The organism is Accumulibacter sp., assembly GCF_023806635.1.
Classification (GTDB): Bacteria; Pseudomonadota; Gammaproteobacteria; order Burkholderiales; family Rhodocyclaceae; genus Accumulibacter.
Map to the genome: position 1 here is coordinate 121906 of NZ_JAMTDQ010000023.1, position 19717 is coordinate 141622.

19 protein-coding genes are annotated in these 19717 nt (G+C 68.5%); 15 read left to right on the forward strand and 4 right to left on the reverse strand.

Annotation, left to right across the window (positions count from 1 at the left end; all coding sequences use genetic code 11):
- The first annotated feature begins 87 nt into the window (after positions 1–87).
- From aceA to NFW30_RS04230, 3 genes are all read left to right on the forward strand, one after another.
- Complete coding sequence (gene aceA, locus NFW30_RS04220) at positions 88–1386, forward strand: isocitrate lyase (protein ID WP_295355921.1); 1299 nt, start codon at positions 88–90, stop codon at positions 1384–1386.
- A 338-nt stretch (positions 1387–1724) separates the two neighbouring features.
- Complete coding sequence (locus NFW30_RS04225; protein WP_295355922.1) at positions 1725–2372, forward strand: TMEM165/GDT1 family protein; 648 nt, start codon at positions 1725–1727, stop codon at positions 2370–2372.
- Positions 2373–2780: 408 nt separating this feature from the next.
- A complete protein-coding gene (locus NFW30_RS04230) occupies positions 2781–3128 on the forward strand; it encodes a hypothetical protein (RefSeq protein WP_295355923.1) in 348 nt (115 codons plus the stop codon).
- An 88-nt stretch (positions 3129–3216) separates the two neighbouring features.
- Here NFW30_RS04230 and NFW30_RS04235 read toward each other — a convergent pair whose 3' ends face one another.
- Positions 3217–4167 (reverse strand): FecR family protein, encoded by a 951-nt coding sequence (locus NFW30_RS04235; RefSeq protein WP_295355924.1) that lies wholly within the window; start codon positions 4165–4167, stop codon positions 3217–3219.
- 126 nt (positions 4168–4293) lie between these two features.
- Between NFW30_RS04235 and NFW30_RS04240 the strand changes: the two genes are divergently transcribed.
- From NFW30_RS04240 to holA, 6 genes are all read left to right on the forward strand, one after another.
- Entirely contained in the window at positions 4294–4881 is a 588-nt protein-coding gene (locus tag NFW30_RS04240; RefSeq protein ID WP_295355925.1) for an RNA polymerase sigma factor, read from the forward strand.
- Positions 4878–5717: a hypothetical protein gene (locus NFW30_RS04245; RefSeq protein ID WP_295355926.1), complete on the forward strand. Its 840-nt coding sequence runs from the start codon at positions 4878–4880 to the stop codon at positions 5715–5717. The genes NFW30_RS04240 and NFW30_RS04245 overlap by 4 nt, the downstream gene beginning before the upstream one ends.
- 62 nt (positions 5718–5779) lie before the next feature.
- Positions 5780–6580 (forward strand): hypothetical protein, encoded by an 801-nt coding sequence (locus NFW30_RS04250; RefSeq protein WP_295355927.1) that lies wholly within the window; start codon positions 5780–5782, stop codon positions 6578–6580.
- A gap of 133 nt (positions 6581–6713) precedes the next feature.
- Positions 6714–9332, forward strand: coding sequence for a leucine--tRNA ligase (gene leuS / locus NFW30_RS04255; RefSeq protein ID WP_295355928.1), 2619 nt, complete (start codon positions 6714–6716; stop codon positions 9330–9332).
- A 19-nt stretch (positions 9333–9351) separates the two neighbouring features.
- Positions 9352–9864, forward strand: a complete 513-nt coding sequence (lptE, locus tag NFW30_RS04260) for an LPS assembly lipoprotein LptE (protein WP_295355929.1) — start codon at positions 9352–9354, stop codon at positions 9862–9864.
- A gap of 10 nt (positions 9865–9874) precedes the next feature.
- Entirely contained in the window at positions 9875–10879 is a 1005-nt protein-coding gene (gene holA, locus NFW30_RS04265) for a DNA polymerase III subunit delta (protein ID WP_295355930.1), read from the forward strand.
- A gap of 49 nt (positions 10880–10928) precedes the next feature.
- Here holA and NFW30_RS04270 read toward each other — a convergent pair whose 3' ends face one another.
- Positions 10929–11189, reverse strand: coding sequence for a hypothetical protein (locus NFW30_RS04270; RefSeq protein ID WP_295355931.1), 261 nt, complete (start codon positions 11187–11189; stop codon positions 10929–10931).
- A 139-nt stretch (positions 11190–11328) separates the two neighbouring features.
- Here NFW30_RS04270 and NFW30_RS04275 point away from each other — a divergent pair, with 139 nt between their 5' ends.
- From NFW30_RS04275 to xerD, 4 genes are all read left to right on the forward strand, one after another.
- A complete protein-coding gene (locus NFW30_RS04275; protein ID WP_295355944.1) occupies positions 11329–12585 on the forward strand; it encodes a glutamate-5-semialdehyde dehydrogenase in 1257 nt (418 codons plus the stop codon).
- Between the two features lie 136 nt (positions 12586–12721).
- Positions 12722–13294: a chalcone isomerase family protein gene (locus NFW30_RS04280; RefSeq protein WP_295355932.1), complete on the forward strand. Its 573-nt coding sequence runs from the start codon at positions 12722–12724 to the stop codon at positions 13292–13294.
- Between the two features lie 5 nt (positions 13295–13299).
- Positions 13300–13779 carry a methylated-DNA--[protein]-cysteine S-methyltransferase gene (locus NFW30_RS04285; RefSeq protein WP_295355933.1) on the forward strand — a complete coding sequence of 160 codons (480 nt, stop codon included), beginning with the start codon at positions 13300–13302 and terminating at the stop codon, positions 13777–13779.
- Complete coding sequence (gene xerD / locus NFW30_RS04290; protein WP_295355934.1) at positions 13766–14725, forward strand: site-specific tyrosine recombinase XerD; 960 nt, start codon at positions 13766–13768, stop codon at positions 14723–14725. The genes NFW30_RS04285 and xerD overlap by 14 nt, the downstream gene beginning before the upstream one ends.
- On the opposite strand, the gene cobC is transcribed toward xerD, so the two are convergent.
- Together cobC and NFW30_RS04300 are read right to left on the reverse strand one after the other, a co-directional pair.
- The gene (gene cobC, locus NFW30_RS04295; RefSeq protein ID WP_295355935.1) at positions 14726–15313 is read right to left on the reverse strand and encodes an alpha-ribazole phosphatase family protein; all 588 of its coding nucleotides are present in this window, start codon (positions 15311–15313) and stop codon (positions 14726–14728) included.
- Positions 15298–16050 (reverse strand): adenosylcobinamide-GDP ribazoletransferase, encoded by a 753-nt coding sequence (locus NFW30_RS04300; protein ID WP_295355936.1) that lies wholly within the window; start codon positions 16048–16050, stop codon positions 15298–15300. The genes cobC and NFW30_RS04300 overlap by 16 nt, the downstream gene beginning before the upstream one ends.
- A 214-nt stretch (positions 16051–16264) precedes the next feature.
- Between NFW30_RS04300 and NFW30_RS04305 the strand changes: the two genes are divergently transcribed.
- Positions 16265–16906: an MT-A70 family methyltransferase gene (locus tag NFW30_RS04305; RefSeq protein WP_295355945.1), complete on the forward strand. Its 642-nt coding sequence runs from the start codon at positions 16265–16267 to the stop codon at positions 16904–16906.
- A 225-nt stretch (positions 16907–17131) separates the two neighbouring features.
- A complete protein-coding gene (locus tag NFW30_RS04310; RefSeq protein ID WP_295355937.1) occupies positions 17132–19714 on the forward strand; it encodes a DEAD/DEAH box helicase in 2583 nt (860 codons plus the stop codon).
- Positions 19715–19717: the final 3 nt, after the last annotated feature.

A 19717-nucleotide genomic window follows, 5' to 3' on the forward strand; every position in this document is an offset into this window, starting at 1 on the left:
CCGCTTTGGCATGCAACGGTTCCCCAGCCAGGCCGCGGGCGTCGCCATAGCCCCCTCTGCACTTGCCAATTTTTCGTGAGGACAATCATGAGCACTAGAGAGCAACAGATCGCCGAACTCGAGAAGGACTGGGCCGAGAACCCCCGCTGGAAGGGAATCAAGCGGGGCTATTCGGCGGCCGATGTCGTCCGCCTGCGCGGCTCGTTCCCGATCGAGTACACGGTCGCCCGGCGCGGCGCGGAGAAGCTCTGGAAGCTGGTCAATAGCGAACCCTATGTCAACTGCCTCGGCGCGCTGACCGGCGGTCAGGCGATGCAACAGGTCAAGGCGGGAGTCAAGGCGATCTACCTGTCGGGCTGGCAGGTTGCCGCCGACAACAACTCCTACGCCGCGATGTATCCCGACCAGTCGCTGTACCCGGTCGACTCGGTACCGAAGGTCGTCGAGCGCATCAACAACTCCTTCCGCCGCGCCGATGAAATCCAGTTCTCGAAAGGCGTGAACCCCGGCGACAACGGCTACATCGATTACTTCGCACCGATCGTGGCGGACGCCGAGGCCGGTTTCGGCGGCGTGCTGAACGCGTTCGAACTGATGAAGGCGATGATCCGGGCCGGCGCGGGCGGGGTGCACTGGGAAGACCAGCTGGCGTCGGTCAAGAAATGCGGCCACATGGGTGGCAAGGTGTTGGTGCCGACGCAGGAAGCCGTGCAGAAGCTGATCGCCGCCCGTTTCGCCGCCGACGTCTGCGGTGTGCCGACGCTGGTGATCGCGCGTACCGATGCCGAGGCGGCCGACCTGCTGACTTCAGACTGTGACGAGAACGACCGGCCCTTCGTCACCGGCGAGCGCACCTCGGAAGGATTCTACAAGACCCGCAAGGGTCTGCAGCAGGCGATCTCGCGTGCCGTCGCCTATGCCGAATACGCCGACCTCGTGTGGTGCGAGACCGGTACCCCGGATCTCGAGTTCGCCCGCCAGTTCGCCGAGGCGGTGCGCGGCAAGCACCCGGGCAAGCTGCTGGCGTACAACTGCTCGCCGTCGTTCAACTGGAAGAAGAACCTCGACGACGCGACGATCGCCAAGTTCCAGCGCGAACTCGGCGCGATGGGCTACAAGTACCAGTTCATCACCCTCGCCGGCATCCACAACATGTGGTACCACATGTTCGACCTGGCGCAGGACTATGTCGCGCGCGGCATGACGGCCTACGTCGAGAAGGTGCAGGAACCCGAGTTCGCTGCCCGTGACCGCGGCTATACCTTCGTCTCGCACCAGCAGGAGGTGGGTACCGGTTACTTCGACGAGGTGACGACGGTCATCCAGGGTGGCACTTCGTCGGTCACGGCACTGACCGGATCGACCGAGGAAGAGCAGTTCCACTAGGTCGCTGGCGAAGCCTGCAGCGACCGGGTGCCCGTGCCCGATCGCCGCACGCCACCCGATGGCCGAAGCCGCGCCGCGAGCGCGGCTTTTTTTGTCTTCTGCCAGCGCGGGCGTCGGCAGGCGACTCCGTCCGGCGCAGAGTCTCGGCCGCATCTGCTGCGGTGCAGCAATCAAGCCTTGTGGTGCCAATCAGACGGAACTGCCGCGAAAGCATCACTTCGCTGCCGCTGGACTTGAGCGGGCAACGGCGCGCGCGCTATCATCGCCCGGTTTCGCTGCCGGATCGCTGAGCGGCAGCGGACGCTCCATTTTCCCTGATCGTTCGCCGGGAGACCCGTTTGGAAGACGCGACAGGCCTGCTGCACCACCTCTCCTCACTCTTTGGCGGCGGCAGTGTCATCGAGATTTCGGCTGCCGCAGCAACCAGCTTCGCGCTCATCGCTGCGGCCGAGATCGGTGACAAGAGCCAGCTGGTCTGCATGACCCTGGCCTCGCGGCATCGGCCGCTGCCGGTGATGCTCGGTGCCCTGGCAGCATTCTCGCTGCTCAATACGCTGGCCGTCGTCTTTGGCGTCGCCATCGCCAGCTGGTTGCCCGAATGGGTCGTCAGCGCCGTCGTCGCCTTGCTGTTCTTCGCCTTCGGCGTGCACGCCCTGCGCGCGCCAGCCGACGACGACGACGAGGATGTCGAGGAGAGAAGCGGTCACGGCATCTTCCTCACCACCTTCCTGCTGCTGACGGTGGCGGAGTTCGGCGACAAGACACAACTCGCCGTCGTCGCGATGAGCAGCACGCACGTACCGGCTGGCGTCTGGCTCGGGGCGACGCTCGCGTTGGTGACGACTTCGGCGCTCGGAGTCCTTGCCGGCAGGACGATCCTGCAGAAGATTCCGCTGCAGTTGTTGCACCGCATCAGCGGCGCCTTCTTCGTCGCCCTGGCGGTGTTCGCCGCCCATCAGGCGTACTCGGCATTCATCGCCGGCTAGGCTTCGGCTGACGAGCGGTCATCGCCGACCAGCGACTGTGGCAATCGATCGCCTGTGGCAACAACCTCGCTCCAAGGGTGGATTACTTCACGCGTGGCGAGGTCTTGGCGGGCTAAGCTGCAGACAGATCGGGAGGTCAAGGTGTCAGGAAAGCGGCAGCGCAGCCTCCCGGATCGGCCGGCTGAAGACTGGCTCACCGTCGTTCAGTCGGGTATGACCGGCCCGGTGCTTGCGAGGAGAACCTGCCAATGGCTTCAAACCCGTCGGGTGGACAGCAGTTTTAGAGGAAATTACTCACCTTTCGAACGGCTATTCGCTATAATATGCTGCACTGCAACAGAAGCCTGCAGCGGGGCGGACGATCCGCCCCGCGGGGTCGGGCAGCAACCGAACTTCAGGAGTACCACCATGAAAGCACCGAAAATCCTGCCGTGGATCGCGCACCGCACCCGTATCAGCGAAGAGCTGGCGCTCAAGCTGTGGCGGCGGGCTGCCGGCGAGGCCGAAGTGATCGCCGGTTGCTGCACCAGTTCCGAATATCATCGCCTGGCGGTCGAACGTTTCATCGACTATGCGGAGGCAGAGGGCGACCGCTCGGTGGCCCGTGACGCGCTCGCCGCGAGAACCTGCGTCTCGTGGCTGCTGCGCCACCAGAACCGCATCTCGAAACTCAACCTGATCACGGCGCACAGCCTCGTCCGCCTTTGGCAGTCGCAGTGGGTGGAGATCTTCGGCCCGCAGCGGCACGCCTTCTAGCGGCAGGCGCCGCGCGGCCGCCCGATCCACCCGGCCTGGGCGCGCGTCGTCCGTCGCCGCTGCACCAGTCTGCGGCGGCGGGCGGGACTCAGTTGCGAACGAGGCTCACCGGCGCGGGCGAAAGTGCGTTGCCGATTTCCGCGGCCAGGGCCGCTGCCTCGGCTTCGGAGGACAACGGTCCGAGCCGGAGCGCGTAGCGGTAGCCGCCCCCGGCTGCAGGCAGGGGCCTGATGCGGACGCCGTGGCCGGCAGCGCGCGCGCGGTCGTGGATCGCGAGCGCTTCTGCTTCGCCATCGACGGCAGCCACTTCTACCGACCAGCTGCCACGACGCGCAGTGCGCGTCGTGCGCGCGGGCCTCGACGCCGTCGCTGCCGGGCTCGCAGTCGCCGCCGCGGGCGGCATTCCCGTCTGTGCCGCCGACCACGCCAGCTGCGCCGCAGTGACCGTCTGCAGAACGGCCGGGCTGCCATCCTTTGCTGCCAGATAGCAACTGCCTTCTTCGCTGACCTGCCGCGCTTCGTTGTCCGGCTGGAGCAGCGTGATGCGGCCCTCGAGCAGGCAGATGCGGTCGCCGGCGCCGTCGGCCGTGCCCCAGAGGTCGGTGCCACGGACGCTGGCCGTGAGCGTACCGACGCGCAGATTGACCGCCCGTTGCTGCAGGCTGCGCGCCAGATGGCCGGTGGTGAAGCGCACGGCGCCTTGCGGCACGTCGATCGCGGCGGTGAATACCTCCGGCTCGCGTACGCCGAGCGCATTCAGTTCGCAGTGCGTGTCAGCGGCGAGGCGCAGCACGCTGCCGTCGCGCAGGCGGACTTCGACGCGCGCATTGGCGCCGGTGAGCAGCCGGTCCCGGTTCTGCAGCGCGATACCCGCCCTTAGCTCCTGCCGCGAGCCCTGACGCTCCAGCCAGGCCGGCATGAGGACGCCGGCGACGACGGCGTCGGAACCCGAGCCGGACCCCGATGGCGCGGCGATCGACGTCAGGGCGCCGGCAAGCAGGCCGCAAGCGACGAGAGCGTGTAGGCGACTCCGGTTCATGAGCTGCTCCTCGCGACGATGAAGCGGCGATTCTAGCACTGCCCGCGGCGACTCCGTTGTGACGCGGCCGTGCCTCCCCGTGCCTCCGTGGCTTGCGTTTGCCGCCGCAGTGGCTAGACTGGCGCCATGCAGACGGACTGGAGCGACGAACGACTGATGCTGGCCTACCGCGCAGGCGACGCCGATGCCTTCACCATCCTCTATCGCCGCCATCGCGGCCCGCTCTACCGCTATCTGGTGCGGCAGTGCGGCAGTGCCGCCGAGGCCGATGAGTTGCACCAGGACGTCTGGTTGAAGGTGATCCATGCGCGCAGCCAGTACGAGCCGCTGGCGCGCTTCCCGACCTGGCTCTTCCGCATTGCCCGTCACCGCCTGATCGATCACTATCGCCAGCACGCCCGGCATCTGCTGGCGCAGCACGAGTCCGCCGCCGGCGAGGATGCCGAGGGGGGCGAGGAGTGGATCGAACGGTTGCCGGCAGCGAGCGAGGAAATGCCGCATGTCCTGCTCGAGCGCCACGATACGGCCCGCCGGATCAGCGTCGCGGTGGCCGAGTTGCCACCCCTGCAGCGCGAGGTCTTCCTGCTCGCCGAGGAGGGCCGCCTGACGCTGGACGAGATCGCGACCGTCACCGGTTGCGGTCGCGAAACGACGAAGAGCCGCCTGCGCTATGCGCTGGGCAAGCTCCGCAAGAGCTTGCAGGATCTGCTATGAGCGAGCCGCAAGAGGATTTCCAGGGCGATCCGCAAGTCTCCGCACTCTACCGGGAGCATGCCCATGCCGAGCCCCCGGCCACGGTCGACGGGTACGTTCTCGCGGCGGCGCGGGCGGCGGTGCGCGCACCGGCGAGCGTCGCGCAGCGCCACTGGTGGCAGCGCTGGCGAACTGGGCTGGCGCTGGCGACGACGCTGGCCTTGACCCTTACCCTGGCGCTGCTGCATGAGCGGCAGCCCGGCGACTTGCAGCGGGAGGCCGCGGTTACACCGCAGCCGGTGGCGCCGGGTGTCGCGCCGGCATCCGTCGCGCGCGACACTGCCGTGCCCGCAGCCCCGCCGACTGCCGTCGCTGGCGATGCCGTGGCTGCCGCCGGAAAGGCAGCGGTGGGCGTGCCGCCGAAGCTGCCGGCCAGGGAGGATCGCCTGGCTGCGCAGCGCGTGACGCCGGCGGCCGGCGAAGGCGTGCGGCCTGCGGCAGCCGGCGACGCGCCGCGCCAGGACGGCAGCCCGGCCACCGCCCCGGAGGCGGCTCCGGGATCGGCGTCACCCAGGGCGAGGGAAGGCAGCACGGTTGCGGGCACCGCTGCCACCGCCGCGGCAGCGGCAGCGGCGAGCGCGGAGCAGGAGGCCGCCGCCGGACCGGCGTCGGCCGCGCGCCAGCAGCCGAGGGCAGTGGCCCCTTCTCGCGCCGGGATTGCGCGCAGTGCCGACGCCTGGCTCGACGAGATTCGCGCCTTGCGTCGCGCGGGTCACGGCGCCGAAGCGGCGAAGCAGCTGGCCGACTTTCGTCTTGCCCATCCGGACTACCCGCTGCCCGAGGAATTTCGCCAGTGACTTGACCCCGCATGGCGGTCGGCGACGTTTACACCGTCACCAAACCCACCCAGGAGACCGTCATGAACAGATTCGCCACCCTGCTTGCCGCCCTGCCATTGGCAGGATGCCTGAGTATCGCCGACGCCGGCGCCCTGGTCGACATCAGCGTCGTCGATCGCCGGACCGGCGAGCGGCTCGAGGTCCACCGCCACCAGGGCCGCCTCTACGTGGCTGGCACGCCCGGCAGCGGCTATGCCGTCCAGCTGCACAACCGGACTGCCGGGCGCCTGCTGACGGTCCTTTCGGTCGACGGCGTCAACGCCATCAGCGGCGAGACCGCGGCGACATCGCAGTCCGGCTACGTTCTCGCGCCGGGGCAGTCGACCGAGGTTGCCGGCTGGCGCAAGAGCATGGACGAGGTCGCAGCCTTCTACTTCACCAGCCTCGCCGACAGCTATGCCGCTCGTACCGATCGGCCACGCCATGTCGGCGTGATTGCCGTCGCCGTGTTCCGCGAGGGTATCGCGCCGGCGCCGGCAGTGGCGCGGCCGTCGCGCGACAACGACGCTGACGCCCTGGGCGGGAGCGCGTCGACCGGAGCGGCAGCCAGGGCGGCACCCGCTGCCGAAGCAGCAGCCGACGAGGCAGCCCGGGGCAGGCAGAAGGAGACCAGCCGTCTCGGCACGGGGCACGGCGAGCGCCTCAGCGCGCCGACGCAGTACACCGATTTCCGTCGGGCCACCGACCATCCGGCCGAGATCGTCAGCATCCACTACGACAGCCGTGCGCGCCTGCTTGCCCAGGGCATCATCCCGCGGCCACGCCAGTTGCCGCAGCCGAACCCGTTCCCGGGCGGCTTTGCTCCGGATCCGCGAAGCTGAGAGCTCCTGTCGCGCCCGGCGGCCGGCCAGCCTGCAGATCGGTGGCGCGGCGTGGCGCGGCGGGCAGCGGGGGAGGAGGAGGGCGATGCGCGTATAATTCGCCCCTCAGCCACTCTCGGGATCGCAGCCGGCCATGCAGGAAAAGTACCAGCCCGCGGAAGTTGAAGTCGCCGCCCAGCAACTCTGGCAGCGCAGCCGCGCAGCGCGCGCCGTCGAGGATGCGGAACGGCCGAAGTATTACTGCCTGTCGATGTTTCCCTATCCGTCAGGCAAGCTGCACATGGGGCACGTGCGCAACTACACGATCGGCGATGTGCTGGCGCGCTTCCACCGCATGCTCGGCTACAACGTCCTGCAACCGATGGGCTGGGACGCTTTCGGCATGCCGGCTGAAAACGCGGCGATGCAGAACAACGTTCCGCCGGCCGAATGGACCTACGCCAACATCGGCTACATGAAGGCGCAGCTGCAGCGCCTCGGTTTCGCCCTCGACTGGGAGCGCGAGCTGGCCACGTGCCGGCCGGAGTACTATCGCTGGGAACAGTGGCTGTTCACCCGCCTGTATGAGAAGGGTCTGATCTACAAGCGTCTGGGCACCGTGAACTGGGACCCGGTGGACCAGACGGTGCTCGCCAACGAACAGGTGATCGATGGCCGTGGCTGGCGTTCGGGGGCGCTGATCGAGAAGCGCGAGATCCCCATGTACTACATGAAGATCACCGCCTACGCCGACGAACTGCTGGCGGATCTCGACCGGCTGCCGGGCTGGCCCGAGCAGGTTCGCCTGATGCAGAAGAACTGGATCGGCAAGAGCACCGGCGTCCGTTTTGCCTTTCCCTACGAGCTCGACGGCCGGCCCGGACAGCTCTGGGTGTTCACCACCCGCGCCGACACCATCATGGGTGTCACCTTCTGCGCCGTCGCCGCCGAACATCCGCTGGCGACGCATGCCGCCGCGCGCGATCCACGGGTGGCGGCCTTCGTCGACGAGTGCAAGCGCGGCGGCGTCGCCGAGGCCGATCTGGCAACGATGGAGAAGAAGGGAATCGCCACGGGCATCTTCGTCACCCATCCGTTGAGCGGTGAGCAGGTCGAGGTGTGGGTCGGCAATTATGTCCTGATGGGTTATGGCGATGGCGCGGTGATGGCGGTGCCGGCACACGACGAACGGGACTTCGCCTTTGCCCGCAAATACGGGTTGCCGATCAGGCAGGTGATCGACTTGGCCGGCGAGCGTTTCTCGACCGATGCCTGGCAGGACTGGTATGCCGACAAGCAGGGGAGCGTCTGCGTCAACTCCGGCCGTTACGATGGCCTCGGCCACGCCGCCGCGGTCGACGCGATCGCTGCCGACCTGGCCGCCAGGGGTCTCGGCGAGAAGAAGGTCCAGTTCCGCCTGCGCGACTGGGGAATCTCGCGGCAGCGTTACTGGGGCTGCCCGATTCCGATCGTCCACTGCGGCACCTGCGGCGACGTGCCGGTTCCCGATGCCGACCTGCCGGTCGTCCTGCCGGAGGACGTGACGATCACCGGCGCCGGCTCGCCATTGGCGCGGCTACCCGGGTTCTACGAATGCGCCTGCCCGAAGTGCGGCCAGCCGGCGCGCCGCGAAACCGATACGATGGACACCTTCGTCGAGTCCTCGTGGTACTTCCTGCGCTACTGTTGCCCGGACAACGGGCAGGCGATGGTCGACGAGCGGGTGGCCTACTGGTGTCGCGGTGGCATCGACCAGTACATCGGCGGCATCGAGCACGCGATCCTGCACCTCCTCTATTCGCGCTTCTGGACGAAGCTGATGCGTGACCTCGGACTGTTCGGGGATGCGCCGCTCGATGAACCCTTTGCCAACCTGCTGACGCAGGGAATGGTCGTCGCGCCGACCTTCTACCGCGAGGACGCGCACGGCAAGAAGCAGTGGATCAACCCGGCCGAGGTCGATGCGGTGCATGACGAGCGCGGGCGGGCGATCGGTGCCAGCCTGCGTGCCGACGGCCTGCCGGTCGTCGTCGGCGGCATCGAGAAGATGTCGAAGTCGAAGAACAACGGTGTCGATCCGCAGGCGCTGATCGACCAGTTCGGCGCCGATACGGCTCGTCTCTTCATCATGTTCGCAAGTCCGCCCGATCAATCGCTCGAGTGGTCGGATGCCGGGGTCGAGGGAGCCTTCCGCTTTCTCAAGCGGCTCTGGCGAATGGTGTGGGAGCATCTCGCCGCTGGCCCGCTGCCGCCGTCGGCGGCGGCAGCCGACCTGACGGGCGAGCTGAAGGCGCTGCGGCGACAGTTGCACCAGACGATCGCCAAGGTCGCCGACGACTACGGCCGGCGCAAGCAGTTCAATACGGCGATCGCTGCGGTCATGGAACTGCTCAACGCCTGCAGCCGGATCAACGACGACTCGCCGGCTGCACGTGCCGTCCGCCAGGAGACGCTCGAGGCGGCGACGCTGATGCTCAGCCCGATCGTCCCGCATGTCTGCGAAGCGCTCCACGCCTCGCTCAGGCCGGGCCAGTCCGCGTCCGGGCAGGCGTTCCCGCAGGCCGATGCCAGTGCCCTCGTGCAGGACGAAGTCGAACTCGTGCTGCAGATCAACGGCAAGCTGCGTGGCAGCCTGCGCGTTGCCGCCGCTGCCGACCGGGCGACGATCGAAGCCGCCGCGCTGGCCTGCGACGTCGCGCGCAAGCATCTGGCCGGCGCTCCGCCGCGCAAGCTGGTCGTCGTTCCCGGGCGCCTGGTCAACATCGTCGTCTGAGACCGCGAGGAACCCTGCCATGCCCGCCGCCCTGCGCTTCCTCGTCCTGCTCGCCGCTGGCTCGCTGCTCGCTGCCTGCGGTTTCCAATTGCGCGGTTCCTACTCGTTTCCCTTCGAAAGCCTGTATCTTTCGGTTGCCGACCACTCGGTGATCGGCGCCCAGCTCAGGCGATCGATCAAGGCGTCGAACCCGAACCTGCTGGTGGCGACCGCGAGCGAAGCGCAGGTCATCTTCGTTCCGGGAGCCGAGTATCGTGACCGCGTGATCCTGACCGTCGCGGGTACCGGCCGCGTCAGTGAGCTGCGCCTGCGCTATCTCTTTCCCTACCGGTTGACCGACAACAAGGGCCGCGACGTCGTGCCGCCGGGCAGCGTCGAGCTGGTGCGCGACCTCACCTACGACGATTCGCAGGTGCTTGCGAAGCAGCAGGAAGAGTCACTGCTCTGGCGCGACATGGAGCTGGATCTGGTGCAACAGCTGATGCGTCGCCTGGCGGCGGCCAAGCCGGTGTTCGTGGACGCCGGCACGTAGGGCTTGCGGCGTGCAGCTCAAGGGCGAACAACTGGCTGCCCACCTCGCCCGCGAACTGCAGGCCGTCTATCTTGTCCACGGCGACGAAGCTCTGCTGGTCATCGAGGCGTCGGACGCGATCCGTGCTGCCGCCCGTCGTCAGGGCTTCGACGAACGCAAGGTGCTCATCGCCATCGCCGGTTTCAACTGGAACGAGCTGCATCACGCGGCCGGCAGCATGTCGCTGTTCGGCGGCCGGACGCTGCTCGACCTGCGCATCCCGGGCGGCAAGCCGGGGCGCGAGGGTAGCCTGGCGCTGCAGGAGTATTGCGCGCGTCCGTCACCCGATTCGCTGTTGCTGGTGAGCATGATCGGCGTCGAATGGCGGGAGGAGAAGTCCGCCTGGATGGCTGCCGTCGCCTCTGCCGGCGTCGTCGTCAAGCTGCTCGCACCTGGTCCTGCCGAGCTGCCCGGCTGGCTCGCCGGCCGCCTTGGACGGCAGCAGCAGAGCGCTGATGCCGCCGGTCTGCGTTTCATTGCCGAGCGGGTCGAGGGCAACCTGCTGGCGGCCCATCAGGAGATCCTCAAGCTCGGCGTGCTCTACCCGGAAGGCCGGCTGAGCCTGGAACAGATTCGCGACGCCGTGCTCGACGTCGCCCGCTACGACCTCGACGCCTTGCGCGAAGCACTCCTGAGTGGCGATGTGGCACGCCTGACGCGCACTCTTGATGGCCTGCAGCAGGAAGGCGAGGCGCCGCCGCTGATCCTCTGGGCCTTCACCGAGGAGGTGCGGGCACTGGCGCAGGTGTGCGCCGGTCTCGAACGGGGTCAGGCGCTCGACGGGCTGCTGCGCGAAGCGCGCGTCTGGGGGCCGCGACAGGCGCCGTTCCGGCGGGCGGTGCAGCGGATGCGGGCGGCGCAGGCAAGCTCCGCCCTGCAGCACGCCGCGCGCATCGACCGGATGATCAAGGGGGTCGCGCGGGGAGACGTGTGGGACGAATTCCGGCAACTGGCGCTGCGGCTCGTCGCTGCGTGAGCGGCAGGCGGCTGCGGTGGTTCGCAGCCTGCCGGCGAGCCTGCGCTTCTCAGCCGCCGGCCGGTGGGTCGCCGGGAGACGGGTCGGCGCCCGCAGCGTCCGGAGCCAGGTGTTCCCAGGTGCAATCATCACGGCTCTGATGCCGGACATCACTGAGGCCGTGGCTGTCCTCGCCGCGTACCAGACACTCGCCGGCGCAATCATCGGCAATGACGACCAGTCGCAGTTCGGTATCGACCCGTCGCTCGCCGTCCCAGTAGCTGCAGGTGGCACAGACTTTGGCCTCGGCGGGCAGGATCAGCTTCTTCATGGTCGCTCCGGGCAAGAGAGGGGACGGCGGCTGGTGACAACGACGATGGTCCTGAGAGTGCGCCTGGCACCAGAGGTTCCGTTGACGTTTGCCGACGTGCGCTGGCTATAATCGATCCTTGCCGATGACAGAGGGCGAGATGGATATCGAGAACTATGTGCAGCAGGTGGGCCGTGAGGCGCGTGCCGCGTCGCGCATCATCGCACGTGCCGACAGCAATGCCAAGAACCAGGCACTGCGCGCGATCGCCGCCGCGATCCGCCGCGAGAGCGAGGCGCTCGTCGCCGCCAATCGGCAGGACGTGGACGCCGCCCGCGCCGCCGGCCTGGAAGCGGCGCTGCTCGACCGCCTGACGCTCTCGCCGCAGGGTGTGGCGGCGATGGCGGAGGGCGTCGAGCAGGTTGCCGCACTGCCCGATCCGGTTGGTGAGATCAGCGAGTTGCGCCGGCGGCCGAGTGGCATCCAGGTCGGCCGCATGCGCGTGCCGCTGGGCGTCATCGGCATCATCTACGAGGCGCGGCCGAACGTCACCGCCGATGCCGCGGCGTTGTGCCTCAAGTCGGGCAATGCGTCGATCCTGCGTGGCGGCTCGGAAGCGATCCGCTGCAACCAGGCGATCGCCGCGCTGGTCCACGAGGGCCTCGCCAGCGCCGGCCTGCCGGGCAGCGTGGTGCAGGTCATCTCGACCACCGACCGCGCCGTCGTCGGTCACCTGATCCGCATGCGCGAGCATGTCGACGTGATCGTGCCGCGCGGCGGCAAGGGACTGGTCGCGCGTCTGCTGGCCGAAGCCAGGGTGCCGATGATCCAGCATCTGGACGGCAACTGCCATGTCTATGTCGATGACGAGGCCGATCCCGGGCAGGCGCTGCGCATCGTCGAGAATGCCAAGACGCAGCGCTACGGCACCTGCAACACCGCCGAGTCGCTGCTCATCGCACGCTCTCTGGCCGGCCGGCTGCTGCCGCCGATCGCTGCCATGCTGACGCGCAAGGGGGTCGAGATACGTGGCTGCCCGGAGACCAGGGCACTGGTTGGCGAGGCGTCGGCGGCAAGCGAGGAGGACTACGCCAGCGAGTTCCTGGCGCCGATCATCTCGGTGCGGGTGGTCGACGGCATCGGGCAGGCGATCGAGCACATCAATCACTACGGCTCGCACCACACCGACGCGATCGTCACCGAGAATTACAGTGCGGCAATGCGCTTCCTGCGCGAAGTCGATTCGGCCTCGGTGATGGTCAATGCCTCGACGCGCTTTGCCGACGGCTTCGAGTACGGTCTCGGCGCCGAGATCGGCATCTCCACCGACAAGATTCACGCCCGCGGTCCGGTTGGCCTCGAGGGGTTGACGAGCCAGAAGTGGATCGTCCTGGGCCACGGCGAGGTGCGTGGCTGAAGCCGATGCGAAGCCTTTCCTGTCGCCGGCAGCGCCTGCCGGCGACAACGCGGTGGCGGCAGGCGGATGCCGCCACCGCTTCTTCCCCTGACCGCCGAATCAGCCTGTTCAGCCTCTGGCAGGCCAAGGAGACGACATGAAACACCTGCTTCTGGCGGCCGTTGCCGCCCTTGCGTTCAACCTTGCCAGCGCCGTCGAAGTCGCTGGCGTCAAGTTCGAGGACAAGTCGCACGTCGGCGCTGCCGATCTCGTGGTCAATGGCGCCGGCCTGCGCAAGAAGGCGGTGTTCAAGGTGTATGCGATGGCGCTCTACCTGCCCGAGAAGCGCGGCGACGCCGATGCGGTGCTGGCCGCCAAGGGTGGCAAGCGGGTGGCGATCACCCTGCTGCGCGATCTCTCGGCACAGCAGTTCGTCGAAGCGCTGCAGGAAGGCATGGCGAACAATCATTCGGAAGCCGAGATGGCGGGTCTCAAGGATCGCCTGAAGCAGTTCTCGGACAGCCTGCTGGCGGCCGGTGAAGCGAAGACCGGCACCGTGGTCCTGATCGACTGGTTGCCGGAGAGCGGCACGCGGCTGACGGTCAATGGACAGGTCAAGGGCAAGGACATTGCCGGCGAGGATTTCTACCGCGCGCTGCTGAAGATCTGGCTCGGCAGCAAGCCGGTGCAGGACGATCTCAAGCAGGCGCTGCTCGGCAAGGCATCCTGAGCGCGATGAGCGCCGCCGGCCCTTCGCCCTGGCAGGCGGTGATCGCGGCGCCGGGTTTCAGGCTCGGCGTACGTTGCGACGAAGTGGCGCTGCACGGCATCGTCTTCCTGCCGCCGGGCCCCGTGCAAGCGCCCGGCAACGCACTGGCCGCGGCGGCGGCGAGGCAGCTGGCGGCTTACCTGGCGGACCCGGAGTACGCTTTCGCGCTGCCGTTGCTGCCGCTCGGAACGCCCTTCCAGCGGCGAGTCTGGCAGCGGATCGCCGCCATTCCGGTGCACCAGACGCGCAGCTATGGCGACATCGCCCGCGACCTCGGCAGCGCGGCGCGCGCCGTCGGTCAGGCCTGCGGCCGCAATCCCTACCCGGTGGTCGTTCCGTGTCATCGCGTGCTCGCTGCCGCCTATGGCCTCGGCGGCTTTGCCCGGCAGCGCGACGGCCACCTGCTCGACGTCAAGCGCTGGCTGTTGGCGCATGAAGCCCGCTGAGCCAGCCGAGCCAGCCGAGCCAGCCGAGCCAGCCGAGCCAGCCGAGCCAGCCGAGGCTGACCTCGCGGCGATCGATTCGTTCTGCGATACGCTCTGGCTCGAGGACGGGCTGGCGAGGGCTTCGCTCGCCAGTTATCGCAGCGACCTGTTGCAGCTCGCCGGCTGGCTTGCCGGGGAGCAGCGCGGCAGCCTCTGCGACCTCGACGAAGCGACCCTGCTGGCCTTCGTCGCTACACGCCTGCACAGCCTGCGTGCTTCCTCGCAGGCGCGTTACCTGTCGACCCTGCGCCGCTTCTACCGCCATCGGCTCGCGCGTGGGCTGCGCCCCGACGATCCGACGTCGCGCATCGCCATGCCGGCGAAGCCTGCACGCTTGCCGAAAGTGCTGTCCGAGGCGCAGGTCGAAGCCCTGCTCGCCGCGCCGGCGATCGGGACGACGCTCGGCCAGCGCGATCGCGCGATGCTCGAAACACTTTACGCCACCGGCCTGCGCGTCAGCGAACTCGTCGGCCTGCGGCTGCACGAGCTCAGCCTCGACATGGGCGTGTTGCGCGTGTTCGGCAAGGGTGGCAAGGAGCGCCTGGTGCCACTGGGCGAGGAGGCGACCGACTGGCTGCGGCGCTACCTTGCCGAGGCGCGGCGGGCGCTGCTCGACGGCAGGCAGAGCGACGATCTCTTCGTCACCGCCCGCGCGGCGGCGATGACGCGGCAGGCGTTCTGGCAGTTGATCAAGCGCTACGCGGTCGTCGCCGGGATCGACCCCGCCCGGCTGTCGCCGCATGTCCTGCGCCACGCCTTCGCCACGCATCTCATCAACCACGGCGCCGACCTGCGCGTCGTCCAGTTGCTGCTCGGTCACGCCGACATCTCGACGACGCAGATCTATACCCACGTCGCACGCGAACGACTGAAGCAGCTGCACGCGCAGCACCACCCGCGCGGCTGATCAGGAGGCGCCAGCGCCGCCGCGCCGGTTGAGGTAGTGCAGGACGGCGCCGCTGCCCGAGCGCTCGTCGCCATCGCCGGCGGCGAGTTCGAGCAGCGTGATGCTGCCGAAGTCGAGCAGCAGCCGGCTCCACTCGTCGATCGGCAGGCGCAGCCAGTGGCCGAGCAGCACGCGGATGACGCCGGCGTGGGTGACGAGGGCACAATCGCTCGCCGGCAGGTCGCCGACGCAATCGATCGCGCGTGCGCGCAGCATGGCGACCGACTCGCCGCCGGGCGGCACGAAGTGCAGCACGTCGGCAGCCCAGGCGTCGAGCAGGCGGCGCTCGATCTGCTCCCAGCGGCGGCCCTCCCAGTCGCCGAAGTCGATCTCCTGCAGCCGCTCATCGCAGGACGGCTGCGGGTGCAGTGCGCTTGCCAGGCGGCGGGCCCTCTGCAGCGGACTGCTGATCACCGGCGTCGCGTCCGGCAGCAGCGGGCGCAGGCGCGCGGCGACCGGCTGCGGGTCCTCGGCCTCGACGTCGAGCCGGCCGTAGCAGACGCCGTCGTCGAGCAGCGGGCGCGGATGGCGGATCAGGAAAAGTCGCACAGCAGTCCGCAGTAGAAGGCGAGCTCCGCCAGCTGCTGCGTCGCGCCGAGGCAGTCGCCGGTGTAGCCACCGATCCTTCGCCGGTAGAGGCGGGCCAGCCAGAGGGTGGCCAGTGCCGCCAGCAGGCAGCCGCAGGCTGCCGGCAGAGCCGGCAGAAGCAGCAGCGGCAGCAGTGCCGTGCCGCCGGCGAAGGCGAGTTCACCGCTGCCGATGCGCGTCGCCAGCGGCTTCGCCTTGCCCTCGTCGCGCACGTAATCGAGGCCGCGCAGCAGAGTGGTCGCGGCGAAACGCGACACGGCGTGGCCGGCGACGAGCGCCAGCGGGATGGTCAGCGGATCGAGTTCGATCAGCGCGCAGAAGCGGGCAAGCAGCAGCATGACCAGCGCGATGGCACCGAAGCTGCCGATCCGGGAATCCTTCATGATGCCAAGGATCTGCGCCTTTTCCCAGCCGCCGCCGAAGCCGTCCACCATGTCGCTCCAGCCATCCTCGTGGAAGGCGCCGGTCAGGTATAGCGTGGTCGCCATGGCCGCGAGAACCGCCAGCGTCGTCGGCCAGAATGACGCAGCCAGCAGGTAGACCAGCGCCGCCAGTGCGCCGACGAGCACACCGACCGCAGGGAAGTAGCGCGCCGAGTGGTCGAGTGCGACGCTGTCGTGGCCGACCCATGCCGGTACCGGCAGGCGGGTGAAGAAGCGCAGCGCGCCGAAGAAGTACTCGAGCTCGCGCCTAAGCATGTCGGTCGCGGCGTCGGTGTGCGCTGGCGGGCTGGCGCGGTTGCGGCGCTGTGGTCGGCTGCCCTGCTGCTGTTCGTGCGGACATGGTTTCGAGGATCCCGAGAGCGATGCGCGATGGTATCCTGATCGGGCGGCGGACGGGCAGCCGCACTCGCGGCGCCGCCGGATCGGCGGCCCGAGTCGACCGGGCGGACTGATGACAGGGCAAGAGGAAATGGACGTGCAGTCGTGCGCTGCCGCTGCCGATCTGCTGCAGCGGGTCGGCGGCCGCAGGTTTCACACCGTCCTTGCCGATCCGCCGTGGCAGTTCGACAACCGTACCGGCAAGATGGCGCCCGAGCACAAGCGCCTGAACCGCTATGCGACGCTGACCCTGGACGAGATTCTGCACCTGCCGGTGGCGCGCATCGTCGAGGACACCGCGCACCTCTACCTGTGGGTGCCGAACGCCCTGTTGCCGCAGGGCCTGGCCGTCCTTGCCGCCTGGGGATTCGACTACAAGAGCAACATCGTCTGGCACAAGGTGCGCAAGGATGGCGGCCCGGACGGTCGCGGTGTCGGTTTCTACTTCCGCAACACGACCGAGCTGATCCTCTTTGGCGTGCGCGGCAGGAATGCCCGCACGCTGGCACCTGGCCGCCGCCAGGTGAACATCATCAAGAGCCGCAAGCGCGAGCACTCGCGCAAGCCGGACGAGGCCTACGAACTGATCGAGGCGTGCTCGCCCGGACCCTTCCTCGAGTTGTTCGCCCGCGGATCGCGCGCCGGCTGGCAGACCTGGGGCAGCCAGGCGGATTCCTACGCCCCGGACTGGCCGACCTACGCGCACCACTCGCAGGCAACCGCGAAGGATTGACGGCGGCTCCCCGCGTGGCCACGGTGCCGTATCGATTGTGTCTCGGGTGTTTCGGGGGCTTGAGTTTTCGGCATCGCTTGCGCATAGTGGCGGCTTTGCCAGCGGCTCCCGGCGATCCTTCTGCGCCATCACCCGCTGCCGTTCCTGCCGCCATTCGCCGACCGGCAAGTGGCAGCGGCGACACCTGCAGACCCGACCAGCGGAGCAACGATGCCACGAGAAAGCATGAACCAGACGAACGACAGGGCGAACGGCAAGGGCCGCAAGACCAGCCAGCGCAGCACGACGCCGCCGCGCCTTTCCCGGCTGCGCCAACCCGCCGAGCTGACGGTCGACGACTGGCAGCGCGAACTGCGCCGGCAGTACGGCCGCGAGCAGCGCTTCGGTTTCGAGAATCTCGGTGACGATCCGGTTTTTTCCGAGTTCGCGGTGTACAACCCCGACAGTCGGCGGCGCTACCGGGTCGTCATCCGCGGCGACCAGCCCGGCGACAACCGCTGCTCGTGTCCGGATTTCTCGACCAACGACCTGGGAACCTGCAAGCACATCGAATTCACCCTCGGACAGATCGGCAACCGGCCGGACGGCAGGCGGGCGCTCGCCGCCGGTTTCCAGGGCGCCTTCAGCGAGCTCTTTCTCGACTACGCCGGGCAGCGTCGCGTGCGGCTGCGCCCCGGCGGCGAGTTGCCGGCCGACTTGCTGCCGCTGGCGTACGAGCTGTTCGACCGGGATGCGGGGTGGCAATTGCCGAGCGAGCGTTTCGTCGATCTGCCGGCTTTCATCGACCGCGCTCGTGCCGCCGGTCACGACCTGCGCTGCGACGACGATGCGCTCGCCTTCATCGCCGAACTGCGCGATCGCGACATCCGCCAGCAGGCCCTTGCCGCCGCCTATCCGCTGGCCAGCGACAGCCCCGAACTCGCCGCCCTGCTCAAGGTCAAGCTCTACCCCTACCAGCGCCAGGGGGCACTGTTCGCGGCACGTGCCGGGCGGGTGCTGATCGGCGACGAGATGGGTCTCGGCAAGACGGTGCAGGCGATCGCGGCGATGGAGATCTTCGCCCGCCACTTCGGCGCCGAGCGTGTCCTGGTCGTCTGCCCGACCTCGCTCAAGCACCAGTGGCAGCGCGAGATCGCCCGCTTCAGCGAGCGCCAGGCGATGGTGATCGGTGGCCTGCGGGCGGTGCGCCAGACGCGTTATGCGCAGCCCGACTTCTGCAAGATCACCAACTACGAAACGCTCAGCCGCGACCTCGACCTGATCCAGGCCTGGGCGCCCGACGTGGTGGTCGTCGACGAAGCGCAGCGGATCAAGAACTGGAACACGATCGCCGCCCGTGCCCTGAAACAGATCGACAGCCCCTACGCCGTCGTCCTCACCGGCACGCCACTCGAGAACCGGCTCGAGGAACTGATCTCGATCGTCCAGTTCGTCGACCAGCACCGACTTGGACCGACGTGGCGGCTGCTGCACGAACACCAGCAGCGCGACGAGCATGGTCGCGTCGTCGGCTATCGCGAACTGCATCGCATCGGCGAGACGCTGGCGCCGATCATGCTGCGCCGGCGCAAGGCGGAAGTGCTCGAACAACTTCCCGAGCGCGTCGACAACACGCTGCTGATGCCGATGAGCGCCCTGCAGGCGAGGCATCACGAGGAGAACGCCGAGATCGTCGCGCGCATCGTGCAGCGCTGGCGGCGTACCGGCTTCCTCTCCGAGAAGGAGCAACTCCGCCTGCACTGCTCGCTGCAGAACATGCGCATGGCGTGCAACAGCAGCTTCCTGATCGACAAGGAAACCGACGACGGCTACAAGGCCGATGAGTTGATCGCGCTGCTCGATGTCCTCTTCGACGACCCGCAGGCCAAGGTCGTCGTCTTCAGCCAGTGGCTGCGCACGCACGAGCTGATCATCCGCCGCCTGCGGCAACGTGGCTGGGAACACGTGCTGTTCCATGGCGGCGTTGCCGGCGACAAGCGCGGCGCCCTCGTCGATCGCTTCCACAGCGACGCCGACTGCCGCGTCTTCCTCAGTACCGATGCCGGCGGCGTTGGCCTCAACCTGCAGCACGCGGCGGCGGTGGTGGTCAACATGGATCTGCCGTGGAATCCGGCGGTTCTCGAGCAGCGGATCGGCCGCGTCCATCGCCTCGGCCAGACGCGCGGCGTGCAGGTGGTCAATTTCGTCGCCCGCGGCACGATCGAGGAGGGCATGCTCTCGGTGCTCGCGTTCAAGCAGTCGCTGTTCTCCGGCGTGCTCGACGGTGGCGACGACGAGGTCGTGCTGCAGGGAACACGGTTGTCCAAGTTCATGGAGACGGTCGACCGCGTGACCGGCCAGATGGCCGGCGAAACGACCGCCAGCGAAGACGAGCGTCACGATACCCCGCCACTCGAGGCAACCAGCGAAGCCGGTGTCGCCGCTGCCGCAGACGGCGAAGAGGAGTACCAGGGAACGGGGTCGCCGCTGCCGGTTGCGGCGCAGGTAGAGGTGCAGGTAGAGGCGCAGATGGTGCCGCAGGCTGGCGAGCCACCGGCAGCAACGGTGGCTGAGGCGCCCGCGGCGGCAACGGGCACACCGGCTCCGAGCACCCCGGCCCCGCCCGCCGACCCGTGGTCGCCGCTGCTCTCCGCCGGCGTGCAACTGCTTGGCGAACTCGCCGCCGCGTCGAGCGGCGAGCGCCCATCGCCGTGGGTGCAGACCGATCCGGCGACCGGCGAGCGCTTCCTCAAGCTGCCGGTTCCCGATCCGCAGACCGTGCAGCGCCTCGCCGAGGGCCTGCTCGGTCTGCTCGGCGGACGCAAGTAAAAG

Coding starts and splice junctions, on each gene's coding strand:
- leuS (WP_295355928.1), top strand. CDS start 6,714: ATGCAGGAAAAGTACCAGCCCGCGGAAGTTGAAGTCGCCGCCCAGCAA.
- xerD (WP_295355934.1), top strand. CDS start 13,766: ATGAAGCCCGCTGAGCCAGCCGAGCCAGCCGAGCCAGCCGAGCCAGCC.
- NFW30_RS04245 (WP_295355926.1), top strand. CDS start 4,878: ATGAGCGAGCCGCAAGAGGATTTCCAGGGCGATCCGCAAGTCTCCGCA.
- NFW30_RS04270 (WP_295355931.1), bottom strand. CDS start 11,189: ATGAAGAAGCTGATCCTGCCCGCCGAGGCCAAAGTCTGTGCCACCTGC.
- NFW30_RS04230 (WP_295355923.1), top strand. CDS start 2,781: ATGAAAGCACCGAAAATCCTGCCGTGGATCGCGCACCGCACCCGTATC.
- NFW30_RS04275 (WP_295355944.1), top strand. CDS start 11,329: ATGGATATCGAGAACTATGTGCAGCAGGTGGGCCGTGAGGCGCGTGCC.
- NFW30_RS04310 (WP_295355937.1), top strand. CDS start 17,132: ATGAACCAGACGAACGACAGGGCGAACGGCAAGGGCCGCAAGACCAGC.
- NFW30_RS04285 (WP_295355933.1), top strand. CDS start 13,300: ATGAGCGCCGCCGGCCCTTCGCCCTGGCAGGCGGTGATCGCGGCGCCG.
- NFW30_RS04240 (WP_295355925.1), top strand. CDS start 4,294: ATGCAGACGGACTGGAGCGACGAACGACTGATGCTGGCCTACCGCGCA.
- aceA (WP_295355921.1), top strand. CDS start 88: ATGAGCACTAGAGAGCAACAGATCGCCGAACTCGAGAAGGACTGGGCC.
- NFW30_RS04300 (WP_295355936.1), bottom strand. CDS start 16,050: ATGCTTAGGCGCGAGCTCGAGTACTTCTTCGGCGCGCTGCGCTTCTTC.
- NFW30_RS04305 (WP_295355945.1), top strand. CDS start 16,265: ATGGACGTGCAGTCGTGCGCTGCCGCTGCCGATCTGCTGCAGCGGGTC.
- NFW30_RS04280 (WP_295355932.1), top strand. CDS start 12,722: ATGAAACACCTGCTTCTGGCGGCCGTTGCCGCCCTTGCGTTCAACCTT.
- NFW30_RS04250 (WP_295355927.1), top strand. CDS start 5,780: ATGAACAGATTCGCCACCCTGCTTGCCGCCCTGCCATTGGCAGGATGC.
- lptE (WP_295355929.1), top strand. CDS start 9,352: ATGCCCGCCGCCCTGCGCTTCCTCGTCCTGCTCGCCGCTGGCTCGCTG.
- NFW30_RS04235 (WP_295355924.1), bottom strand. CDS start 4,167: ATGAACCGGAGTCGCCTACACGCTCTCGTCGCTTGCGGCCTGCTTGCC.